This window comes from Paenibacillus algorifonticola, from assembly GCF_050481745.1.
GTDB lineage: Bacteria > Bacillota > Bacilli > Paenibacillales > Paenibacillaceae > Pristimantibacillus > Pristimantibacillus algorifonticola_A.
The window spans coordinates 142,002-162,973 of record NZ_JBCNGR010000007.1 but is presented as its reverse complement, the minus strand read 5'-3'; the positions used below and the strand labels follow the sequence as shown (position 1 = coordinate 162,973).

Genomic DNA, 20,972 nt, shown 5'->3' with positions numbered 1-20,972 from the left:
TTTTCTTTATATTCAAATAATCAAATATATGAAGAAAAGAAGGTTATGAAAAATGAAGGGGAGAGGGAGATTTGATGGATATCATTTATCTGCGCTTCGCAAGGATATGGTCTCGGGCCTCATTGTCGGTATTATCGCCATTCCACTCGGAATGGCGTTTGCTATTGCTTCAGGCGTCAGGCCTGAATATGGACTATATACGACCGTTATAGCGGGCATCCTTATCTCGACATTCGGAGGCTCAAAATTTCAGATTGGTGGCCCAACAGGTGCTTTTATTCCTATTCTTTTCGCTATTGTGCTGCAATATGGTTACGAAAATTTATTGCTTGCCGGTTTCCTGGCCGGCATTATGCTTGTTGCTATGGGACTTTTTAAGCTAGGCTCGTTGATCGCATTTATACCTCGGCCTGTTACAATTGGGTTTACCGCGGGCATTGCCGTGATCATCTTCAGTGGACAAATAGCTAGCTTTTTGGGTTTGAAGGGGATCGAAAAGCATGAGGATTTTTTGTCCAATATGAAAGAAATTGGGTTTCATGCTTCGACTGTAAATAGCTATAGTCTGCTGACGGCCGGAATTTGTTTGTTGATTATCCTGCTGGTACCGAGATTTATGCCTAAGTTACCTGGTTCATTGCTGGGGCTCGTTGTTTCGAGCGTCGTCGCAGCTTTGTTTTTTAACGGGGAGGTGGCAACTATAGGTTCTGCTTATGGAACGATTCCGAGCACGCTGCCTGCTTTACGTATTCCTGACATGACGTGGGAGCGAATAGTGAATTTGCTTAAGCCTGCTTTTATTATTGCTATGTTGGGCGGGATTGAATCGCTGCTATCCGCTGTAGTAGCCGACGGTATGACTGGCAATCGGCACAATAGCAATCGCGAGCTTATTGGGCAGGGAATTGCCAATATGATAACGCCGTTTTTTGGTGGAATACCGGCAACGGGAGCAATCGCACGCACAGCTGCTAATATTAAAAGCGGAGCGGCCTCACCGATTTCAGGCATCGTTCATGGCATCGTCGTCTTGCTGGTGCTTATACTGTTTGCGCCTTATGCGTCCGCCATCCCGCTTGCTAGCATGGCTCCAATCTTAATGGTAGTTGCGTGGAACATGAGTGAACGAAGCACTTTTATGCATATTTTAAAAACGAGAACGAGTGATTCACTTTTACTTGCCATAACCTTTATTCTCACTGTATTTACGAATCTAACAACGGCAGTAGAAGTGGGATTACTGATTGCTTTGCTTTTATTTGTGAAACGTATGGGCCAATCCTTAACGGTCGAGAAGGTGCTGCCAGATCCTAACCATAAACATGAAAAAGTCAGAGCGAATATGGTATACGAAGGACATGACTGTCCCCAAATCAGTATATATACGATTGATGGGCCTTTGTTTTTTGGGGCGGCAAATAAGTTTGAACAGGATATGAGGGATACGCTTCAGCAGAGGGCTACCATTTTGCTGCTGCGTCTCGGGAAAGTGCCCTTTATGGATACGACAGGAGCAGCCAATCTGACTATTTTAGTCAAGGCATTTCAGAAACACGGAGGAATCGTACTGCTGACAGGAGCCCAGTTGCAGCCGTTGCAAGTGCTAAAAAAAACAGGTTTATATGAGCGAATCGGGGCTCATCACTTCTTTGATCATACTGGTGATGCGATCGGCTGTGCCTTGATTCATCTGGATTCGAATAAATGCTTGGGATGTAAGCACTTTGTATTCCGTGAATGCACCGCGCTATCCAGTGTGGATACGCAAAGCGCAACAAATCGAAGTCTAGAACATAGTGGACATCATCCTTCTTTTTAAGGAAGTGAAATAAAAAAAACGCTCCTTTATTGGTTACAGCGAACCAGTAAAGGAGCGGAATTATCCATTAACCTCGTAGACGAATAAGCCGTTTAATCATTATACCCGAATATCGATGGATTGCGCTGCTGCAGATGACGGAAAGTTCGCTTTCTGAGGAGAAGCTTGCAGTTCTTCCTCTGTTTGCTTATTGTTGCGTTCTCTTACCTTGTCATTGTTTTCGACTGAACCAGCGATCACTTTGCCGCCAACAGTTTCCGTCTCATTCTCTGAAGAGCTGTCATCCGTTGTTCCCAAATCGTCAACCAGCTCTTTCATTTTTTGATCCACGACATGGATTTGGCGAGTGGTTTTGGCCATCATTTCCCGTTTCAGCTTGAATACGGTTTGCTCGGCGTTTTCCAGCATAGCGGATTTCCCAGCGTCGTTGTGCGGATTCGATTCAATAACCATGCGGTCGAAGCGAATGCCGCTTTCCATGGTAACGTTGGAGCCTTGCAGTTTTTCCCGAACGCCGGCGAGCTTGCCGAGATGATCATAGGTCATGCTGTTTTTGACAGCCTGGTCCATATTTTTCTCGGGATTGTCCGAAGTGCTTTTTTTAGGCTGATCGTCCTTCGAAGCGCCAATATTCGTTTTTTCCTGAATTTCTTCTGCGCGAATCTGTGAAATTTGTGCGTCAATTTGAGAAATTGAAGCGGTTAACGCTTTAACGCGTTCCATTTTCAGCTTCGTGTCGAGCTTTTCATTCGTTTTGACGGATTGCATTTCTTCGTTTAATCTTGCTTTTTGCTTCATGAGCGACTGAATTTCTTTTTCGCGCGGCGAAGCAGATGTAGTTTCTCTCGATGAAGCCGTTGAAGCGGTTTTTGAGCGTGATGCTGATGAGGCAGACGATATTGCAGAAATGGAAAGCACCCCCTTTTATTCATTATGATGATTGCCTAATGGTTATATCGGAAATAATGGAAACGAAAATAATATATATAACTGAAAAACGAAAATTTATTATAGATTTTTACACTACAGCTATCAGCTTCGTCAAGGTTTACATATTGTGGGGTGGGTGATCGCTACAATTTGAAAAAACAAAAGCCCCCACGGGCCACTTAATCAAACGTGGCGTTCCGGCAGGAGCTTGATTTGATGCAAGGGAGCAATGCTTGCAGCGTTTAAGCGGTTGGCTTTGGCGGCTTGGGGCGCTTTGGACGGAAACGGGAAGCGACATAGTTGCGCTTGCGGTCGCGAAAAAAAGTCCAGCCGCCGATAAAGCCGACACCAATGGCGAACATCAGCAGGCCCAGCAGGAAGGGCAGCCATTCAAAGTTTGGCTGAATATCGTCGTAGCCGAAGGAAACAAAATAGTTGTAGACAGCATTTTTCATTTTCAAAAATCCAATACAGGCAAGTATGCCTGGAATGACGAGCAGCAAAATAGCAACCAGCCTTGCTGTAACTAACTTCATAATCGAATGACTCCTTAATAATAGTAAGATAGGCTTGTGCTATTATGATACCCTTTTCAGGGAAAAGTGTCTATTTCCGAAAAGTTTACGATGAAAACCGCTGCTAAAAAGGTTACAATAATAAAGATGCAAACAAACGACGCTCTTAAATATAGTGGAGATGGTGACTAATAAAGGACATCATTTGCTAGCATACATATAGAAATACAGGTGGAGGTTAAAATAGATGGCGATAGAAGTAGATGTAGCTGTGCTTGGCGGCGGCCCGGGAGGTTATACGGCGGCCATCCGCGCGGCCCAGATGGGGAAAAGCGTAGCGATCGTCGAAGCGGACAACCTTGGCGGAACATGCCTGCATAAAGGTTGTATTCCTAGCAAATCGCTGCTTAGAAGCGCAGAAGTATACGCCACCTTGCTGGAGTCTGATGCCTATGGCATTGCAATAGCTGACGGAGCGATCTCGCTGCAATTCGATAAAGTGCAAAGCCGCAAGGAGCAGACGGTGGAACAGCTTCATAAAGGGCTGCAATATTTAATGAAAAAACATAGCATTCAAGTCATTAATGGCAGAGGACGCGTTATTGGGCCTTCGATTTTCTCACCTCGCAGCGGATCGCTTGCGGTTGAGCTGGCAGATGGAGAAATGGAGCAGGTCGTTTCCAAAAATCTGATCATTGCAACAGGCTCCAGACCGCGCTCGTTGCCTGGCTTAACGCCAGATGGCGACTATATTCTCACAAGTGATGACGCGCTTGCATTAGAAGAGCTTCCGGCTTCGATTCTGATCGTAGGCGGCGGTGTAATCGGCGTGGAATGGGCATCGATGATGCAGGACTTTGGCGTGCAGGTGACGCTCATTGAAGCGGGAGGAAGGCTGCTTCCTGGCGAGGATGCCGAAGTGTCGGCTGAGCTTACGCGATTGCTCAAGCGTCGCGGCGTTCGAGTACTTACAAGCGTGCAGCTTAGGACGAATGAGCTAAGTGTGGGAGACGGGGAAGTTTCGATACCGGCTACAACTGCGGATGGCGATGTGCTGCTAAGTGCAAGCAAGCTGCTGCTGGCCGTAGGCCGTCAAGCAAATGTAGAAGGAATCGGGCTTGAAAATACCGATATTCGCACGAAGGACGGCTTTATTCAAATCAATGAATTTGGCCAGACGAATGAGCCGCATATTTATGCGATCGGCGATTGCATCGGCGGAGTCCAGCTTGCGCATGCAGCAGCGCATGAAGGAATTGCGGCTGTGGAGCATATGGGCGGCCAGGGTCATGCGGCGATAGAGCCTCATCTCATAACCCGCTGTGTATACTCGCGTCCGGAAATTGCCTCCTACGGCTTGACGGAGGATGGGGCGAGAACGAAAGGACATGACATTAAGACGAGTAAAATTCCATTTCAAGCGATTGCCAAAGCACTCGTGCTTGGCGATGCTGACGGCTTCGTGAAAGTGATAGCTGACCGTACGACAGGCGACATATTGGGCGTTCATATGATAGGCCCGCATGCGACCGATCTTATTTCGGAAGCTGCGCTTGCTGGATTTCTCAATGCAACGCCTTGGGAGGTCGGGCAATTGATTCACCCGCATCCAACGCTGTCCGAAGCGCTGGGTGAGGCGATGCTGGCGATAGACGGAAAGGCGACTGCGATGTAGCAGCTGCCCATGCTTGCTTAAAGCATGGGTTTTCTTTTTCCGCAAAAAGAGGTTATAATGGGTAATATCAAGTATTAGTACCTGGTTTTAATTGTAGCCAGGCGTAGACGGTTGCCCTCGTACTTTGGCGGCAAAAGCACGTTTCGCGGTGAAATAGAAGCCGAGTATAAGCGCGTAGCTTAAACACTCTTGCATTTTTAAAGGAGGCCGAATTCTCATGGGGAAATCCGGTTCAATTGAGCAGCAATCCCGTCATGCCGCAGCTGGCTTAACGGATGAACAGGCTGTCGAAATGTATGCCATGATGCAGCTCGCTCGCAAGTTTGATGAGCGCAATTTGCTGCTGCAGCGGGCAGGAAAAATCAACTTCCACGTATCGGGTGTGGGTCAAGAGGTCGCACAGGTAGCCGCGGCATTTGCTCTTGATCGTACAGTCGATTATTACTTGCCTTATTATCGGGATTACGGTTTTGTTTTGTCCGTCGGAATGACGGTGAAAGAGCTGATGCTGTCCGTGTTTGCGAAAGCGGAAGATCCCAATAGCGGCGGCAGGCAGATGCCAGGGCATTTTGGCAGCAAAAGACTGCGTATTGTCACAGGGTCGAGTCCTGTAACGACTCAGGTTCCGCATGCTGTAGGCATTGCACTCGCTGCGAAGATGAAGAAGCAGGAGCTCGTAAGCTTCGTAACCTTTGGAGAAGGCTCAAGCAATCAGGGCGATTTCCATGAAGGCTGCAATTTTGCAGGCGTTCATAAGCTTCCGGTCATTTTTATGTGTGAAAATAATCAATATGCAATCTCTGTTCCCGTTCACAAGCAGCTTGCAGGCCGCGTTGCGGATCGGGCGCTTGGTTATGGCTTCCCAGGCGTGCAAGTTGATGGCAATGATGCGCTGGAAGTGTTCCGCACCGTGAAGGAGGCGCGCGAGCGCGCGATTGCTGGCGAGGGGCCGACGCTTATTGAGGCGATGGTCTATCGCTTGTCTCCGCATTCGACTTCGGATAATGATCTTGCTTATCGGACGAAGGAAGAGGTCGATGAGAACCGTGCGAAGGATGGACTGCCGAAATATAGACAGTATTTGATCGACTGTGGACTCCTTACCGAGGAGAAGGATGCGGAGCTGCTTGCGGGCATAAAGAAGCAAATCGACGAGGCGACTGAATACGGCGACAAGGCGGCATTCCCAACGCCGGAATCAGTGCTTGACCATGTGTATGCAGGAGATGCTGGGCAAGGAGGCGACATTTAGTGGCTGTTATCGAATATATTGAAGCGATTAGGCTTGGCATGAAGGAAGAGCTTGAGCGCGATGAAGACGTGTTCGTGCTTGGCGAGGATGTTGGCGTCAAGGGCGGCGTTTTTACAACGACGAAAGGTTTAATTGACCAGTTCGGAGAGCAGCGCGTTATGGATACACCTCTAGCGGAGTCGGCAATTGCCGGTGTAGCTATTGGTGCAGCGATGTACGGGATGAAGCCAATTGCAGAAATGCAGTATTCGGATTTCATGTTTCCCGCAACGAATCAAATTATTAGCGAAGCGGCTAAAATTCGTTATCGCTCCAACAATGACTGGAGCTGTCCCATCGTGATTCGCGCCCCAATTGGCGGCGGGATTTTTGGCGGGCTGTATCACTCCCAGTGTCCGGAATCGGTATTTTTCGGAACACCCGGCTTGAAAATTGTAGCCCCATACCGGGCTTACGATGCGAAAGGACTGCTAAAGGCCGCTGTACGCGACCCGGACCCGGTTCTCTTTTTTGAAAATAAAAAATGCTACAAGCTGATTACCGGCGAAGTACCGGATGACGATTATATTGTGCCGATTGGCAAAGCAAATGTATTGCGTGAAGGAGACGATATTACCGTCATCAGCTACAGCATGCCGCTGCTGTTCGTTGAACAGGCAGCGCAGGAGCTAGCCCAGGAAGGCATCAGCACTCATATACTTGATTTGCGCACGCTGCAGCCGCTTGATCAAGAGGCTATTTTGGAGTCCGTTCGCAAGACGGGCAAAGTTTTAATCATTCACGAGGATAATAAGACGGGCGGCGTTGGCGCCGAAGTGTCGGCTATTATTGCAGAGCAGCTGTTGTATGAGCTGGACGCTCCTATTATGCGTTTATGCGGACCGGACGCTCCAGCGATGCCTATTAATCCGCCTGGCGAGAAGTTTTTCCTGCTGAATAAAGAAAAAGTGAAAGAGGCTATGCGCAATTTGGCTTTGTATTAAAGCTTGCTCGAAGCAGTCATTTCGCTGCAATGCATTAATTTGGACGAAAGCCAGTCCACGTAGCACAAGCCTTTAGGGAGATGGATAATTGATGAAATCGGTGACGGAGATTGTTATTCCGCAGCTGGCGGAATCGCTCGTATCGGCAACGATCGATAAGTGGCTTAAGCAGCCTGGCGACCACATTGACATGTATGAGCCTATTTGTGAGCTTATTACGGACAAGGTTAGCGCGGAGCTGCCTTCTACGGTATCGGGTACGATGGTTAAAATTTTGGTTGGCAACGGTGAAACGGTTCCTGTAGGGACAGCTGTATGCCTAATCGAAACGGAAGGCGCAGCAGAAATGCAGGCTACTGGCGGGGCGCCATCGGGTTATAGTGAAGCAGCGCAGGGCGCGGGCTTGTCTACAGCTCAGCAAGGCGGTGCACAGGAGGCGGAAGGAGATATGTCGATGCGCAATCGCTTCTCTCCAGCTGTTCAGAAGCTGGCAGCCGAGCATAATATTCGTTTGAGCGACGTTCCGGGGACTGGTCTTGGCGGTCGTATTACACGTAAAGACGTACTTACCTTCGCCCAGTCGGGCGGAGCGGCAGGCAGTTCTGCGAGCAAGGCCAGCCCGCAAGCCGGTCGGGAGGCAAGTATTGAGCAAGTTCGTTCAACTGGCTTGCATTTGACCGAAACGCCGCGCCTGCCAACGATTCAGCAATATGATTCTCCCGTTTCAGGGGTGCCTGGACGAGGCGAAGATTACATTGAGGTTACGCCGATTCGCGGCGCAATCGCACGTAATATGAAGCAAAGCGTCACCGAAATTCCGCACGGCTGGATGATGATTGAGGTTGATGTCACGAATCTCGTCGTGCTGCGCAACAAGGTGAAAGATGAATTTATGAAGCGCGAGGGCATTAATTTGACCTATCTCGCTTTCGTATTGAAAGCAGTCGTTAATGCGATCAAGGAATTCCCGATTATGAACTCCATGTGGGCGGTCGATAAAATCATCGTCAAGCGCGACATTAACATTTCGCTTGCGGTAGGTACCGAGGAATCGGTTGCGACTCCCGTCATTAAAAACGCCGATCACAAAACGATCGCTGGACTTGCGAAAGAAATCGACGACTTGGCTCGCCGTGGACGCGAAGGGCGCTTGACGCTGGCTGATATGCAGGGCGGTACGTTTACCGTCAACAATACGGGCTCCTTTGGCTCGATTATTACGCATCCGATTATCAACTATCCGCAAGCGGCCATTATGACGTTTGAATCGATTGTGAAGCGTCCGGTTGTCATTAATGACATGCTCGCTATTCGTTCGATGGCCAACCTCTGCTTGTCGCTGGATCACCGCATTTTGGACGGCATTATTTGCGGTCGTTTTATGCAGAAGGTGAAGGAAAATCTGGAGAGCTTCAACAACGATACGAAATTGTATTAGAAATGAGGGACGCCGCTATGACTGACTCTACTCATGTACCTTATGGGAGGAAACCGCTTGAAGCCCGTTATATTTCCATGCTTGGCTACGCGGAGGCATGGGAGCTGCAAAAATCAATGGTGAAGCAAGTTGATCAGGAGGAGCGTCCGGAGACGCTTCTCCTTCTTCAACATCCGCCGACCTATACGCTTGGCTCAGACCGACATCCTGAGCATTTGCTGCTCGGTGAGGCGGAGCTTGCGGAGCGGGGCATTTCTGTATTTGAAATTGACCGCGGTGGGGATATTACCTATCATGGGCCCGGGCAGCTTGTCGGCTATCCGCTGCTATATCTCGATGCGGCCGGTCTGGATCTGCATGCTTATTTGCGCAACGTCGAGCAGGTCATCATCAATTGGCTGAAGGATTATGGTATCGAATCAGGCAGAAAGCCCGAATACACCGGCGTGTGGGTAGGGGATGAGAAAATCGCGGCTATCGGTGTGAAATTTAATCGGGCGCGGAGGCGCGGCGGATTTGTGACGAGTCATGGATTTGCGCTGAATATAGAAGCGGGCATTGCGGAGAGCGGCTTTAGCGGCATTGTGCCGTGCGGCATCGAACAGTTCGGCGTCACTTCATTTAATACGCTGACGGGCCGCGAGCTGTCGGTAAGTGAAGCGGCGCAGCAACTGCTGCCGCATTTCTGCGATGTATTTGGTTTTGCGCCGGATGCTGTTCTAATAAGAGAACAGCATGCCGATGCCGGCAACCAAGCTGGATAGCAGCATAGCGGCAATAACAACGATGGCTACAATACGAACATACTTGGAAGGATTCACAAGGCAGATCTCCTTTCTAAACATTTCTATAAGCCCTATTATAGTCGAAAATGACGAACGGAGGAAACGTTAATGATTAATGAGCAGCGGTTAGTGGATGAATTTGTACAATTGGTGAAAATTGATAGTGAAACGAAGCATGAGCAGCTCATAAGCGTTGAGCTCAAAAAGAAATTCGGAGAGCTGGGCCTTACACTGGAAGAGGATGATGCGGCAGCTAAAACAGGTCATGGCGCGAATAATCTATTTGCCTTTCTTGAGGCATCCGGCGTGGAAAATGCTCCGACTATCTTTTTTACTTCCCATATGGATACGGTAACGCCTGGTAAAGGCATTAAGCCGCAAGTGGATGCAGATGGGTACATACGCAGCGATGGCACTACGATTCTTGGAGCGGACGATAAAGCGGGTCTTGCGGCCATGTTTGAAGCGATTCGCGTGCTAAAGGAACAATCGATTCCGCATGGTCCCATTCAATTTGTAATTACAGTAGGCGAGGAGTCAGGACTGCTCGGGGCTCGCGCACTGGATGCTTCCAAGCTGAAGGCGAAATTCGGCTATGCGCTCGATTCCAATGGCTCGGTAGGCGAAATTGCGGTTGCTGCGCCAACGCAAGCGAGAGTAACGATTGAGTTTCATGGCAAGTCGGCTCATGCTGGCGTTAACCCGGAGGCGGGAATCAGTGCGATTCAAGTGGCGGGAAAAGCGATTTCAAGAATGCCGCTCGGCCGCATCGACAAGGAAACGACAGCGAATATTGGCTCATTTGAAGGCGGCGGCGCTACGAATATCGTAGTGGATTATGTAAAGCTGAATGCAGAAGCGCGCAGTATTGTTCAGCATAAGCTGGATGCCCAGCTCGGCGCTATGCGCGAGGCAGTAGAAAGTGCAGCAGCTGAGTTTGGCGCCAAGGGCGTGTTGAGCAGCGAGGTTATTTACCCGTCGTATTCGTACGATGAGAGCGATGCCGTTGTGCAGCTTGCCCAAACGGCGATTAAGGCGATTGGATTGACGCCAAAAACCTTCCACTCTGGCGGGGGCAGCGATGCCAATGTGTTCAATGGACTCGGCGTACCGACGGTTAACTTGGCTGTTGGTTATGAGCATATCCATACGACGCAGGAGCAAATTAAAGTAGCCGATCTGGTCAAAACGACGGAATTGGTCGTTGAGATTATGAAGCAGGCCGCAAAAGCCTAATAGGCACTGTGACAGAATAGCAGAACAGTTGAGAGACCAAACAAGCGATAGGTCAGGAAAAGATTATTTTCCCGGGCGTATCGCTTGTTTTCCATGTATTCGGATGGCAGGCTGCTGGCTGTTGGCGTTCCCCTGGTTCATGGAGCCTTTTTTAAGTGCTGATCCGTGTCAAAAAGCTTGCTAATGGCTCAGAAGCTCCGCTCGCTGCCTTACAGGACATGAGGCGCAGTTGATGGCGAATCTCCCATGCTTTGCCGACAAGGCGAAGATGGCTGACGCTTGTATAGGTTTTCATCGTTACCTAAGCTCCTTCTTTATCAAAAATATTTGGATAAGGATAGGTATGCGGATATCGGACAAGTTATGCATGTTACCATATTCTTACACGCAAAGGGGAATATTCATTCATGAATCAGGAAATGAATCGTTGGAAAGAAGAAACAACCCATACCGAACCGATTTTTTCTGGCAAAATCATTTCGCTGCAGGTGGACACGGTCGCCTTGCCGGATGGCAGTACAGCAACGAGAGAAATCGTCAAGCATCCGGGTGCTGCGGCTGTCATCGCTCTATTAAATGGCAAGCTGCTCGTCGTTGAGCAATACCGCAAGCCGCTTGAGAAATTCCAGATTGAGCTGCCGGCTGGAAAGCTGGATGCTGGTGAAGATCCACTTGAGGCAGCGAGTCGCGAGCTGGAGGAGGAGACGGGCTACAAAGCGGAATCGCTGCAGCTTGTGAGCGCTTTTTATACGTCGCCAGGTTTTGCGGATGAGAAGCTGTATGTTTATTTCACGGATCAGGTCGTTTCTGGCAAGCAGCAGACGGATGAGGATGAGTTTCTGGAAGTCATGGCGATTACGCTTGAAGAAGCAGAAGCCTATATTTCCGAAGGCCGCATCAGTGATGCCAAGACGATTATGGCCGTCTACGTGTGGAAGCTTTATTTGCTGACAGGCAAGCTGCCCATTTAGAAAGAGGAAGCGTATAAGCTCCTTCTCTCCCGTCATAGGTGTGCTTATAGGAACATACACTTTATCACATGGGACAAGAGGGGGAAGGCTATGCGTTCGCGAATGAGGAAGGGGCCCGCAGGGGGCCAGCTGACGCTGTATGTATTTGTGGGCGTGCTGTTTGTCGTGGGCGTCATTTTTGGCGGATTGATGGTAAATGCGCTCACCTTTGAGCAGCAGCAGGATTTGGCTTCGGATATGAGCCAGTATGTTCAGCTTATGCATGGCGGAGCGGCTGCGGATGGGGCGGCTACGTTTTGGGAGCGCGTTTTTTTCCATGGAAAATGGCTGCTGGTGCTGTGGTTCCTTGGCATTACCGTTGTCGGCATACCGCTTGTGCTGGCTATGGATTTTCTTAAAGGCGTGCTTGTCGGCTTTGCGCTTGGTACGCTCATTACGCAATATTCATGGAAGGGCGTGCTGTTTTCGCTCGTCTCAATTGCGCCTCCTAATTTAATTATTGTGCCGGCTATTTTAATGGCGAGTGCTTCGGCGCTGTCCTTTTCAATGTATGTGGTGAAAAATAGGCTGATGCGGCAAAACGGAACACTTGCCCCGCAAATGCTGAGCTTTACGACGACAGCGATGATGATGCTGATGGTTTTAATCGGTGCCGCATTGCTTGAAGCTTACGTTTCTCCACTGTTAATGAGCTGGGCAGCGCCGATTTTAGACGCTTCCGCCGCGGCAATCTGATGTCTAATCCAAGCCAAAATGTTTGACTTTCACAAGGGTTTGATTCTATAATGAAAGCAAACGTTTTCTGATGTTGGCGCAGACATGTGTGGTAGGGGGGAAATCATGGAAGCCCGGATTGATAAGATTAAACAACAGTTGCAGTCGCAGGGCTACAAATTAACCCCGCAGCGTGAAGCAACAGTACGTGTATTGCTTGAGAATGAGGAAGATCACTTGAGCGCGGAAGATGTGTTCATGCTTGTGAAGGACAAGGCACCAGAAATTGGCCTTGCAACGGTGTATCGAACACTTGAGCTATTAAGCGAAATGCATGTAGTGGAGAAGCTTAATTTTGGCGACGGAGTTGCCAGATACGATCTAAGAACGGACAGCAGCAAGCATCATCATCATCATCTTATTTGTGTGCAATGCGGATCGATGGATGAGATTAAGGACGATTGGCTGCTGCCACTTGAGGAGCGATTGGAAGAGGAATATGGTTTTTCGGTTCTCGACCATCGTTTGGACTTCCAGGGCATTTGTCGTAAATGCAATGAGAAGAATGCGAATGCGAAAAAAGACGAATCATAAACGGCTTTGCTGCCCAGTGCTTCTGGACGGCGAAGCCGTTTTGGCGTTACATACGAGGTAAGACATTCGGGTCGGGGTATAGCGGGTGCCGACAGGATCAGGAGCTTACATTGCGAATGCGCCCGACCCGCAGCAGACCGGAGCCTTGCGCAGTAGGCAAATAGCCTGTTAACGGTATAGACCACTTGCGAAGAACATTCGTTACACGAGCGGAGCCTAGCTTCGGCCTTACGGAGAGCAATAAAGCAGCACCGCCAGCCACATGGGGAGAGGACATGCTCGTTCCTGACATGATGGCATATTTGCCGTTCAGCCAAGTAGAGACGATGTCTGTTCCAGGTGCAGCAACATCAATGCCCATGCCTCGATTGCTGTAATCGGCGATCTGGTTGAGCCGATTGGTGGCGGCCACTGCGATGGTCTCTGGAAAGGAAGCTGGCTCGTCGATCGTCGTCGTATTGGGCCCCTCGTTGCCAGCTGAAGCTGTAATGACGATGCCCTGCATGGCTGCCCGCTTGATCGCTTGGCGCAGCAAATCGCTATGCTGGCCGCTGACGATGCCGAAGCTCATATTAATAACGTTCATTTTGTTGCGAATGCACCATTCGATGGCATCTACGATGTCTGACACATAGCCTGAACCGTAACGATCCAACGCCTTCACGGCATAAAGTTTTATATTGGGAGCTACGCCATGCAGGCCATTTAAGCCCCTGCCTGCGGCAATGCCCGCCACATGCGTACCGTGGCCATTATCATCGTAATAGCTTGTGCCGCCCATCGTATTGATACCGCCCGATATGCGCAGATCAGGATGCTTGGCAATGCCGGTATCAATAATTGCAAGTTTGACAGAATTGCCTAGTGTGCGCTTCCAGGCCAGCGGCGCCTGTACCCTTTTAATATTCCAAGTCACCTTATTAGCGTCCACGTTCGTTTTTAAAATGGGGAGATTGGGTTTTATGGTGCGGGTTTCCATTTGGGGGGTGGTATCATGCTTGCGGATTTTAACATCCCGCTCCATCAGCTTGACCTCAGGATGCCGAATAATATGTTTCCACGAGCTGCGCCGATCAAGCAGAAAACCGATCATTTTGCAGCCAGGCATCGTTTTGAAGGGATGAATACCGCGGGATTCTAGCAGGCGCAAGCAGCGTTTATAGGAGCTGTGCGTAGTAAAGCTGATGAGCTGGCGTTCTGTATGTTTAGAGGGTTTATAGGCAGAACAGGAAGCGATCAGGTTATCCAGTCGAGGCATGATGGGCTCCTCCTCCAAGTATTAGGCAGACATGAGACTACTTGTGTAGTGTATGGAGGAGGGGCAGGTGTGGACTGGGTATTCGTCCCCAAGTACATATTTTTTGCAGCAGATGGAAATTGTATCGCTTAGGACAAGCCTTTGACGTACAATATGGCTATATCCCCATTATTTTCTTTAGGAGGTTTTTTCATGATCATTGGCGTTCCCAAAGAAATAAAAACGAGTGAATACCGGGTGGCATTGACGCCAGCGGGCGTCACCATGCTTAAAGCAGCGGGACATCAAGTGCTAGTACAGACGGGGGCAGGAGATGGCAGCGGCTTTCAGGATGGCGATTATGCAAGCGAGGGTGCCGTAATCGTAGACTCGGCTGCTGGAGTATGGGAACGCGCAGAAATGATTATGAAAGTAAAGGAGCCTCTCCCAGAGGAATATGGATTTTTTCGCAAAGGGCAGCTTTTGTTCACCTATTTGCATCTTGCGGCTGCGCCGGAGCTGGCGAAAGCTTTAATGGAACGCGAGGTTACTGCTATAGCCTATGAAACGATTCAGCTTCAAAATGGCAGTCTGCCGCTGCTGACGCCAATGAGTGAGGTTGCAGGACGAATGGCCGTACAAGTTGGCGCCCAGTTTCTGGAGGCGTTTAATGGCGGCAGGGGCGTCCTCCTGGGCGGTGTGCCTGGGGTCGCACCGGGGGAGGTCGTCATTATCGGGGGCGGCATTGTCGGTACGAATGCGGCGAAGGTTGCGCTTGGCATGGGAGCAACCGTCGTGCTGCTTGAGCGCAGCCTTGATCGCATGCGTTACTTGGATGATATATTTGGCGGCCGCATCCAGACCGTGATGTCGAGCACGTATCATATTGCCGAGGCGGTGGCGAAGGCGGATTTGCTCATTGGAGCTGTGCTGATTCCGGGGGCGAAAGCTCCGCATCTGGTGACGGAGGAAATGGTCAAAACGATGAAAAAAGGCGCAGTCATCGTCGATGTCGCCGTAGACCAAGGCGGCTCCATTGCTACGGTTGACCGAGCTACTACGCATAAGGACCCTATTTATGTGAAGCATGGCGTCATCCATTATGCGGTAGCGAACATTCCGGGTGCTGTACCGCGCACCTCGACCTTTGCGCTGACAAATGTCACCATGCCGTACGCGCTGCTGCTCGCAAATGATGGGCTGGAGGCGATAAAACACAGCGAGCCTCTACAGAGAGGCGTTAATACGCATAGGGGCAAGTTAACCTATGAGCAGGTGGCGGCGGCACTGGAGTTGCCATTTACACCGATTCAAACAATGCTGGCATGAGCATATAAGCCCCTCTCTGATCATAAGGTAAAAATGGGCGGGACAAACCTGCTCGCATATAGAGAGGGGCGAGAGGCAAATGGTATTGTCTGCGCGCAAATGGTTCAGCCGCTTCGTATTTATGCTGCTGTTCATCGGTTTGTTCATAGTCGCCACTGGCGGCTATGATTGGTTCGTTGATGTCGTGACGCCAAGCAATCCTTATGAAGTTCCGCAAGGCGAGGCCGTTAAGGCCATTTGGCATAGTACATATGATTGGGATAATGGTAATATAGCAGATAGGCTGCGTTTTTTCTATTGGTACGGCGAATAGCCGGGCAGGATAAAAAGCTCGCCAAGCAGGATTTATGATCCTTGGTGTGGAAATACCGAAGTACGCTTTAATGGCGTGCAAAGGCTGGAAGCATGAAAGGAAACAGGATGAAATCTTTGGTGAACTCATTTATTCGTTTTTTAAGCGTAGAACGCTCCTTGTCGAAAAATACATTGGAGTCGTACGGGCGGGATTTGCTGTTTCTACTGGATTATATGGAAAGCCAGAATATCGTGGCAGCGGCGGCCGTGCAAAAGCATCATTTGGCGCATTATTTGCTGCAATTAAAGGAGGATGGGCGCAAGCCGTCTACTTTATCGCGGCACATCGTGTCGATACGCGCTTTCTTTCATTATTTGCTGGTTGAAGGTTTCATTGACCGCGATCCTTCCATCTATATTGAATCGCCGAAGCAGGAAACGAAGCCGCCGCAAATTTTATCGATGGAGCAAACAAGTCTGCTGCTGGATACGCCGCAATGCGTGACGACAGCAGGAAAGCGGGACAAGGCAATGCTGGAACTGCTGTATGCAACAGGCATGCGGGTGTCGGAGCTGATTTCGCTGGATGTGCCAAGCGTCAACCAGCAGCTCGGCTTTATTCAGTGTGTAGGCAGCAACCGGAAGGAGCGTATCGTTCCATTTGGCAGAAAAGCTGCAGAAGCGCTGAATGATTATTTGGAGCATGGGCGAATCGGGCTGCTGCGGCACGGCAAGCAGGAGGACGCGCTCTTTTTGAATCATCTGGGAACGCGGATGACGCGGCAGGGCTTCTGGAAGACGGTCAAAAAGTATGCAAAGGAGGCAGGCATTGAAGCGGATATTACGCCGCATACGCTGCGCCATTCGTTCGCTGCCCATTTGCTCGAGAACGGCGCTGATGTGCGTACCGTTCAAGCGCTGCTTGGCCACGCCGACGTTGCTACAACGCAGAAATACTCCAAGCTGACAAAGGTGAAAATGAAAGACGTATACAACAGCGCGCATCCACGCGCTTGAAAGATAGTGAAGTCAGCGGTTACTTAGACCTCGTTAGGTAGCGCGGATGCGCACCGAATGTTGGTGGAAAGTAAAACCTTTCACATAGGCACATTGTTTTTCACCAGATTCTATTACCAGAAAGGTTGGGACTACATGAGTAAATTTGATCGTATTGCCGTTATTGTGCTCGATAGCGTTGGAATTGGCGAACAGCCGGATGCGGAGGCGTTCGGCGACCTTGGCTCGCATACGCTTGGGCATATCGTAGAAAGAGTAAAGGGGACAAGCCTGCCAAATTTGCGTCAGCTTGGACTTGACCGTATTGCTCCACTGGGCGATTGGAAGCCCGCAGATGGCCCTTCTGGCGCCTACTATGGAAAAATGCAGGAGGTATCGGTTGGCAAGGATACGATGACCGGGCATTGGGAGCTGATGGGGCTAAAGCTGACGGTTCCCTTTCAGACGTTTCCGGATGGGTTCCCGGATGAGCTGATCACTTTATTCGAGGAGCGCACAGGACGCAAGGTCATTGGCAATAAGCCGGCAAGCGGTACAGAAATTTTGGACGAGCTGGGCGCTGAGCAAATGGAGACGGGGGCATGGATCGTCTACACTTCTGCTGATAGCGTTTTTCAAATTGCAGCGCATGAAGGCATCATTCCGCTAGACGAGCTGTACCGTGCTTGCGAAATTGCACGCGAGCTGACGATGGATGAGCGTTATACGGTAGGCCGGGTTATCGCCAGGCCGTATGAAGGGGAGCCAGGCGCATTCAAGCGTACGCCTAATCGCCATGATTATGCAGTCAAGCCGCCAGAGCCTACGGTGCTAAATGCGCTTCAGGATGGGGGGCTCGACACGATTTCCATTGGAAAAATCAATGATATTTTTGATGGAGAGGGCATTAATGCTTCGACGCCGACGAAGAGCAACGCCGATGGCATCGCTCGTACGATTGCGGCTCTGAAGGAACCATTCAAGGGGTTGCTGTTTACGAATCTTGTTGATTTCGATTCCTTGTACGGGCATCGCAGAGATCCAGAAGGCTACGCCGCTGCATTAGAAGAGTTTGACCGCGCTTTGCCTGAGCTGACGCAAACGATTGGCCCGCGCGATTTGCTGGTCATTACCGCAGATCACGGCAATGATCCCGTTCATCCGGGAACGGACCACACGCGGGAGTATGTGCCGCTGCTGCTCTACAGCCCGGCATTCAAGCAGCCAAGGCAGCTCGAAACAAGAGCAACCTTCTCCGATTTGGGAGCGACGATTGCTGACAACTTTAACGTACAGGCTCCGCCAAACGGCACAAGCTTTCTCGACTTGCTTGAAGCTAATTGAATTATCTCAAATAACTAACGAACGAACGAACTAACGACCTGGAGGCTATCACTATGAACGTAATTACAGCAGCACAAATTAAAGAAGCGGCATCCTACATTGCCGGACGTACGGACTTGAACCCAGAGGTTGGCCTGATTATGGGCTCAGGTCTTGGTGTTTTAGGCGATCATTTGGAAAATCCAGTGACGATTGCATACCACGATATTCCGCATTTCCCAGTGTCCACAGTGGAAGGACATGCAGGAGAGCTGCTTATTGGTACCTTGTCCGGAAGGCCAGTCCTATTGATGCGCGGCCGCTTTCATATGTATGAGGGCTACGGCCCAGAGCTGACGGCATTTCCGGTGCGCGTAATGAAGGCGCTTGGCGTATCCACGCTGCTTGTGACGAATGCAGCTGGCGGCGTCAACCTTGCGTTTGAATCCGGCAACCTGATGCTGATTTCTGACCACCTGAACATGACAGGCAAAAATCCGCTAATTGGTCCTAATGATAACGAACTGGGCGTTCGTTTCCCTGACATGTCGGAGGCTTACAGCAAGCGTCTGCGCGGTATTGCCCGTGAACTTGCTGCAAGCCAAGGGCTTGCACTAGCTGAGGGAGTATACGCTGGACTGCTCGGACCGACGTATGAAACGCCTGCGGAAATTCGCATGCTGCGCGTTTTGGGGGCAGATGCTGTCGGAATGTCGACCGTTGCGGAAGTGATTACCGCAAGACATGCGGGAATTGAAGTTCTTGGCATTTCTTGTATTACGAATATGGCTGCGGGAATTTTGGATCAGCCGCTTAACCACGAAGAGGTTATGGAGACGGCAGAGCGCGTGAAATCTCAGTTTTTAGACCTCGTAAAAGGTTTGGTTCCGCTCATTTAAAGAACAGTTTATTGCTTAAGTAGTTTAGATTAGCTGAAAATTGGTGTTATTTTGTCCGCAAACTTGTAACACAATTGTAACAATTGGCTCGACTCATTGTGACAGTATTTTAAAACGCCATCGTCGTATAATGTCCATAATTATAGAAAAATGGAGTGGAGTTAAATGGACAAGCAATTGCTCTTGGAGATGGAGAAGTTGCGCGATAAAATGGTTGAGACGGCGCTTATCAAACAAACTTTTCTTCACCGAGAGGTACTGCGGCTAAGCCAATCGCTAGACGTTTTAATCGTGCGTGCGCAGGAAGAGCGACGGACCGTTTCCAGTCATAAATAAACAGAGCAAGCGGACATGTTACGTATGTTGAGAACTGCCTTATGATGCTTAGTGAGGGCGACTGTCGCAAAAAAAAGGGGTATTAAGATTTAATTAGCAAGTAATGACGTGAAAAAATTCAAAAACCGTTCCTGCGAAAAGCGAAAGCTTCTGCAAGGGCGGTTTTTTTTGCGAATATAAGCAATGTGGAATAATTTACATAAAAACAGGCGACAATGTGGAAGACAACCGTAAACGGCTGAAGCCGTCCTTTGGCGGCAAAGCTGCCGTTTCGCGGGTGAAATATAAGCCCATTTATAAGTGTGAAACTTATAAATTCTTATATTTAAATATAGCCGAATTGCGGCGAATTCCCGTGAACTGAATATTTTGCGGAGTACGGGCATGCCGCAGCTTCATAGGAGGGAAACTGTTCTTGAAAAAACTACGGAATAAACTGTGCTTATGCATCCTTGCGCTAGCTGTCTCTTTGCCAACCGCTGTATTCGCCGAAGAAGCGGCTGAGACACCGCCCTTCCCATCGCTGCCAGCAGCGGAGCAGTCCGGAAGCGCGGAGCCTCATTTGGCATCTTCGGCCCGTTCTGCCATTCTTATGGATGCGGACAGTGGAACGATTATTTACGAGAAAAACAGCCATGATCAGCTGCCTCCGGCAAGCATCACCAAAATTATGACGATGCTGCTTATTATGGAAGCGCTGGCTGACGGCAAGCTCAAGCTGACCGACATGGTGCAGACGAGCGAATATGCGTCTTCCATGGGCGGCTCGCAAATTTTTCTGGAGCCCGGCGAGGAAATGAGCGTTGATGACATGATTAAAGGAATTGCTCTAGCCTCTGGCAATGATGCTTCTGTTGCGATGGCAGAGAAGCTTGGAGGCACCGAGGAGCAATTCGTAGCGATGATGAATGAGAAAGCGAAACAGCTCGGGCTGAAGGAAACCCATTTTGCCAATTGCAATGGCCTGCCTTCAAAGGATCATTATTCGTCGGCCCATGACATTGCGGTTATGTCGCGTGAGCTGCTGGGGCATACGAATATTACGAAATACACGGGAATGTATCAGGATTATTTGCGTAAAACGTCAGAGAAGCCATTCTGGCTCGTCAACACGAATAAGCTTGTCCGGTTCTATAGCGGCGCAGACGGTCTGAAAACCGGATTTACGAATGAAGCTAAGTTTTGCTTGTCGGCCACGGCAAGGCGGGATGGGCTTCGCATCATTGCAGTCGTAATGGGCGAGCCGAATACGAAGACACGCAACACGGAAGTATCGCAAATGTTTGATTATGCGTTTGCCCAATATATGACGCATCCGATTTTCAAAGAGGGCGATGCTATGGGCAAGGTACATGTGGAGAAAGGCGCGGTGTCCGAGCTTGAGCTGGTCGCTCCCCATGCGTACAGCGTACTGCTCAAAAAAGGGGCAAACACGAGCGATATCCGCTATGAGCTGAAAATCGACGGCTCGCTAAAAGCGCCGATTGCGATTGGTGCGCCGATCGGCAAGCTGCTCGTCTATCAGGGAGACAAGCTGCTGAAGGAATTCCCCGTTGATGCGCCGCAGACGATTGAACGGGCTGGCTGGTGGAAAATGCTGAAGCGCTCGTTTGGCGGATTGTTCGCTTAACGGTTTAAATCGAATT

The 20,972-nt window shown here is 49.8% G+C and carries 22 protein-coding genes; 17 read left to right on the top strand and 5 right to left on the bottom strand.

Features of this window, described 5'->3' with window-relative positions:
• Nucleotides 1–52: 52 nt before the first annotated feature.
• A complete protein-coding gene (locus ABEW34_RS07430) occupies nt 53–1,819 on the top strand; it encodes a SulP family inorganic anion transporter (RefSeq protein WP_430156573.1) in 1,767 nt (588 codons plus the stop codon).
• Between the two features lie 99 nt (nt 1,820–1,918).
• On the opposite strand, the gene ABEW34_RS07425 is transcribed toward ABEW34_RS07430, so the two are convergent.
• Complete coding sequence (locus ABEW34_RS07425) at nt 1,919–2,617, bottom strand: hypothetical protein (RefSeq protein WP_430156570.1); 699 nt, start codon at nt 2,615–2,617, stop codon at nt 1,919–1,921.
• 374 nt (nt 2,618–2,991) lie between these two features.
• Nucleotides 2,992–3,285 (bottom strand): DUF2627 domain-containing protein, encoded by a 294-nt coding sequence (locus ABEW34_RS07420; protein ID WP_430156567.1) that lies wholly within the window; start codon nt 3,283–3,285, stop codon nt 2,992–2,994.
• A gap of 226 nt (nt 3,286–3,511) precedes the next feature.
• Between ABEW34_RS07420 and lpdA the strand changes: the two genes are divergently transcribed.
• The 5 genes from lpdA to lipB all read left to right on the top strand — a co-directional run bounded on the left by lpdA (nt 3,512) and on the right by lipB (nt 9,376).
• A complete protein-coding gene (lpdA, locus tag ABEW34_RS07415; RefSeq protein WP_430156565.1) occupies nt 3,512–4,939 on the top strand; it encodes a dihydrolipoyl dehydrogenase in 1,428 nt (475 codons plus the stop codon).
• A 217-nt stretch (nt 4,940–5,156) separates the two neighbouring features.
• A complete protein-coding gene (locus ABEW34_RS07410; protein WP_430156562.1) occupies nt 5,157–6,191 on the top strand; it encodes a thiamine pyrophosphate-dependent dehydrogenase E1 component subunit alpha in 1,035 nt (344 codons plus the stop codon).
• Nucleotides 6,191–7,174 carry an alpha-ketoacid dehydrogenase subunit beta gene (locus tag ABEW34_RS07405; protein ID WP_430156560.1) on the top strand — a complete coding sequence of 328 codons (984 nt, stop codon included), beginning with the start codon at nt 6,191–6,193 and terminating at the stop codon, nt 7,172–7,174. The genes ABEW34_RS07410 and ABEW34_RS07405 overlap by 1 nt, the downstream gene beginning before the upstream one ends.
• A gap of 91 nt (nt 7,175–7,265) precedes the next feature.
• A complete protein-coding gene (locus ABEW34_RS07400; protein ID WP_430156557.1) occupies nt 7,266–8,612 on the top strand; it encodes a dihydrolipoamide acetyltransferase family protein in 1,347 nt (448 codons plus the stop codon).
• Nucleotides 8,613–8,629: 17 nt separating this feature from the next.
• A complete protein-coding gene (gene lipB, locus ABEW34_RS07395) occupies nt 8,630–9,376 on the top strand; it encodes a lipoyl(octanoyl) transferase LipB (protein ID WP_430156554.1) in 747 nt (248 codons plus the stop codon).
• Here lipB and prli42 read toward each other — a convergent pair.
• Entirely contained in the window at nt 9,332–9,457 is a 126-nt protein-coding gene (gene prli42, locus ABEW34_RS07390) for a stressosome-associated protein Prli42 (protein ID WP_150131586.1), read from the bottom strand. The genes lipB and prli42 overlap by 45 nt on opposite strands.
• A gap of 48 nt (nt 9,458–9,505) precedes the next feature.
• On the opposite strand from prli42, the gene ABEW34_RS07385 reads away from it, so the two are divergent.
• The gene (locus tag ABEW34_RS07385) at nt 9,506–10,633 is read left to right on the top strand and encodes a M20/M25/M40 family metallo-hydrolase (protein WP_430156551.1); all 1,128 of its coding nucleotides are present in this window, start codon (nt 9,506–9,508) and stop codon (nt 10,631–10,633) included.
• A gap of 151 nt (nt 10,634–10,784) precedes the next feature.
• On the opposite strand, the gene mciZ is transcribed toward ABEW34_RS07385, so the two are convergent.
• Nucleotides 10,785–10,928: a Z-ring formation inhibitor MciZ gene (gene mciZ, locus ABEW34_RS07380; protein WP_430156548.1), complete on the bottom strand. Its 144-nt coding sequence runs from the start codon at nt 10,926–10,928 to the stop codon at nt 10,785–10,787.
• Nucleotides 10,929–11,040: 112 nt separating this feature from the next.
• Between mciZ and ABEW34_RS07375 the strand changes: the two genes are divergently transcribed.
• The 3 genes from ABEW34_RS07375 to ABEW34_RS07365 all read left to right on the top strand — a co-directional run bounded on the left by ABEW34_RS07375 (nt 11,041) and on the right by ABEW34_RS07365 (nt 12,912).
• Nucleotides 11,041–11,604, top strand: a complete 564-nt coding sequence (locus ABEW34_RS07375) for an NUDIX hydrolase (RefSeq protein ID WP_430156544.1) — start codon at nt 11,041–11,043, stop codon at nt 11,602–11,604.
• A gap of 90 nt (nt 11,605–11,694) precedes the next feature.
• Entirely contained in the window at nt 11,695–12,339 is a 645-nt protein-coding gene (spoIIM, locus tag ABEW34_RS07370; protein ID WP_430156541.1) for a stage II sporulation protein M, read from the top strand.
• 105 nt (nt 12,340–12,444) lie between these two features.
• Nucleotides 12,445–12,912, top strand: a complete 468-nt coding sequence (locus tag ABEW34_RS07365) for a Fur family transcriptional regulator (RefSeq protein WP_056028925.1) — start codon at nt 12,445–12,447, stop codon at nt 12,910–12,912.
• A 97-nt stretch (nt 12,913–13,009) separates the two neighbouring features.
• On the opposite strand, the gene ABEW34_RS07360 is transcribed toward ABEW34_RS07365, so the two are convergent.
• Entirely contained in the window at nt 13,010–14,170 is a 1,161-nt protein-coding gene (locus ABEW34_RS07360) for a S8 family peptidase (protein ID WP_430156538.1), read from the bottom strand.
• 192 nt (nt 14,171–14,362) lie between these two features.
• Between ABEW34_RS07360 and ald the strand changes: the two genes are divergently transcribed.
• From ald to ABEW34_RS07325, 7 genes are all read left to right on the top strand, one after another.
• A complete protein-coding gene (gene ald, locus ABEW34_RS07355; RefSeq protein ID WP_430156535.1) occupies nt 14,363–15,478 on the top strand; it encodes an alanine dehydrogenase in 1,116 nt (371 codons plus the stop codon).
• 79 nt (nt 15,479–15,557) lie between these two features.
• A complete protein-coding gene (locus ABEW34_RS07350) occupies nt 15,558–15,791 on the top strand; it encodes a DUF4227 family protein (RefSeq protein ID WP_430156532.1) in 234 nt (77 codons plus the stop codon).
• Between the two features lie 107 nt (nt 15,792–15,898).
• Entirely contained in the window at nt 15,899–16,789 is an 891-nt protein-coding gene (gene xerD / locus ABEW34_RS07345; protein ID WP_430156529.1) for a site-specific tyrosine recombinase XerD, read from the top strand.
• A gap of 135 nt (nt 16,790–16,924) precedes the next feature.
• Nucleotides 16,925–18,112, top strand: a complete 1,188-nt coding sequence (gene deoB / locus ABEW34_RS07340) for a phosphopentomutase (protein WP_430156526.1) — start codon at nt 16,925–16,927, stop codon at nt 18,110–18,112.
• A 53-nt stretch (nt 18,113–18,165) separates the two neighbouring features.
• Nucleotides 18,166–18,990 carry a purine-nucleoside phosphorylase gene (locus ABEW34_RS07335; protein WP_430156524.1) on the top strand — a complete coding sequence of 275 codons (825 nt, stop codon included), beginning with the start codon at nt 18,166–18,168 and terminating at the stop codon, nt 18,988–18,990.
• A gap of 165 nt (nt 18,991–19,155) precedes the next feature.
• On the top strand, nt 19,156–19,326 hold the full coding sequence (locus tag ABEW34_RS07330) for an aspartyl-phosphate phosphatase Spo0E family protein (RefSeq protein WP_081418563.1): 171 nt from the start codon (nt 19,156–19,158) through the stop codon (nt 19,324–19,326).
• A gap of 415 nt (nt 19,327–19,741) precedes the next feature.
• Nucleotides 19,742–20,956 (top strand): D-alanyl-D-alanine carboxypeptidase family protein, encoded by a 1,215-nt coding sequence (locus ABEW34_RS07325; RefSeq protein WP_430156522.1) that lies wholly within the window; start codon nt 19,742–19,744, stop codon nt 20,954–20,956.
• Nucleotides 20,957–20,972: the final 16 nt, after the last annotated feature.

Coding starts and splice junctions, on each gene's coding strand:
- ABEW34_RS07335 (WP_430156524.1), top strand. CDS start 18,166: ATGAACGTAATTACAGCAGCACAAATTAAAGAAGCGGCATCCTACATT.
- spoIIM (WP_430156541.1), top strand. CDS start 11,695: ATGCGTTCGCGAATGAGGAAGGGGCCCGCAGGGGGCCAGCTGACGCTG.
- ABEW34_RS07350 (WP_430156532.1), top strand. CDS start 15,558: ATGGTATTGTCTGCGCGCAAATGGTTCAGCCGCTTCGTATTTATGCTG.
- ABEW34_RS07385 (WP_430156551.1), top strand. CDS start 9,506: ATGATTAATGAGCAGCGGTTAGTGGATGAATTTGTACAATTGGTGAAA.
- xerD (WP_430156529.1), top strand. CDS start 15,899: ATGAAATCTTTGGTGAACTCATTTATTCGTTTTTTAAGCGTAGAACGC.
- ABEW34_RS07420 (WP_430156567.1), bottom strand. CDS start 3,285: ATGAAGTTAGTTACAGCAAGGCTGGTTGCTATTTTGCTGCTCGTCATT.
- ABEW34_RS07375 (WP_430156544.1), top strand. CDS start 11,041: ATGAATCAGGAAATGAATCGTTGGAAAGAAGAAACAACCCATACCGAA.
- ABEW34_RS07360 (WP_430156538.1), bottom strand. CDS start 14,170: ATGCCTCGACTGGATAACCTGATCGCTTCCTGTTCTGCCTATAAACCC.
- ABEW34_RS07425 (WP_430156570.1), bottom strand. CDS start 2,617: ATGAAGCAAAAAGCAAGATTAAACGAAGAAATGCAATCCGTCAAAACG.
- ABEW34_RS07430 (WP_430156573.1), top strand. CDS start 53: ATGAAGGGGAGAGGGAGATTTGATGGATATCATTTATCTGCGCTTCGC.
- ABEW34_RS07330 (WP_081418563.1), top strand. CDS start 19,156: ATGGACAAGCAATTGCTCTTGGAGATGGAGAAGTTGCGCGATAAAATG.
- lipB (WP_430156554.1), top strand. CDS start 8,630: ATGACTGACTCTACTCATGTACCTTATGGGAGGAAACCGCTTGAAGCC.
- ABEW34_RS07400 (WP_430156557.1), top strand. CDS start 7,266: ATGAAATCGGTGACGGAGATTGTTATTCCGCAGCTGGCGGAATCGCTC.
- mciZ (WP_430156548.1), bottom strand. CDS start 10,928: ATGAAAACCTATACAAGCGTCAGCCATCTTCGCCTTGTCGGCAAAGCA.
- deoB (WP_430156526.1), top strand. CDS start 16,925: ATGAGTAAATTTGATCGTATTGCCGTTATTGTGCTCGATAGCGTTGGA.
- prli42 (WP_150131586.1), bottom strand. CDS start 9,457: ATGTTTAGAAAGGAGATCTGCCTTGTGAATCCTTCCAAGTATGTTCGT.
- lpdA (WP_430156565.1), top strand. CDS start 3,512: ATGGCGATAGAAGTAGATGTAGCTGTGCTTGGCGGCGGCCCGGGAGGT.
- ABEW34_RS07410 (WP_430156562.1), top strand. CDS start 5,157: ATGGGGAAATCCGGTTCAATTGAGCAGCAATCCCGTCATGCCGCAGCT.
- ald (WP_430156535.1), top strand. CDS start 14,363: ATGATCATTGGCGTTCCCAAAGAAATAAAAACGAGTGAATACCGGGTG.
- ABEW34_RS07365 (WP_056028925.1), top strand. CDS start 12,445: ATGGAAGCCCGGATTGATAAGATTAAACAACAGTTGCAGTCGCAGGGC.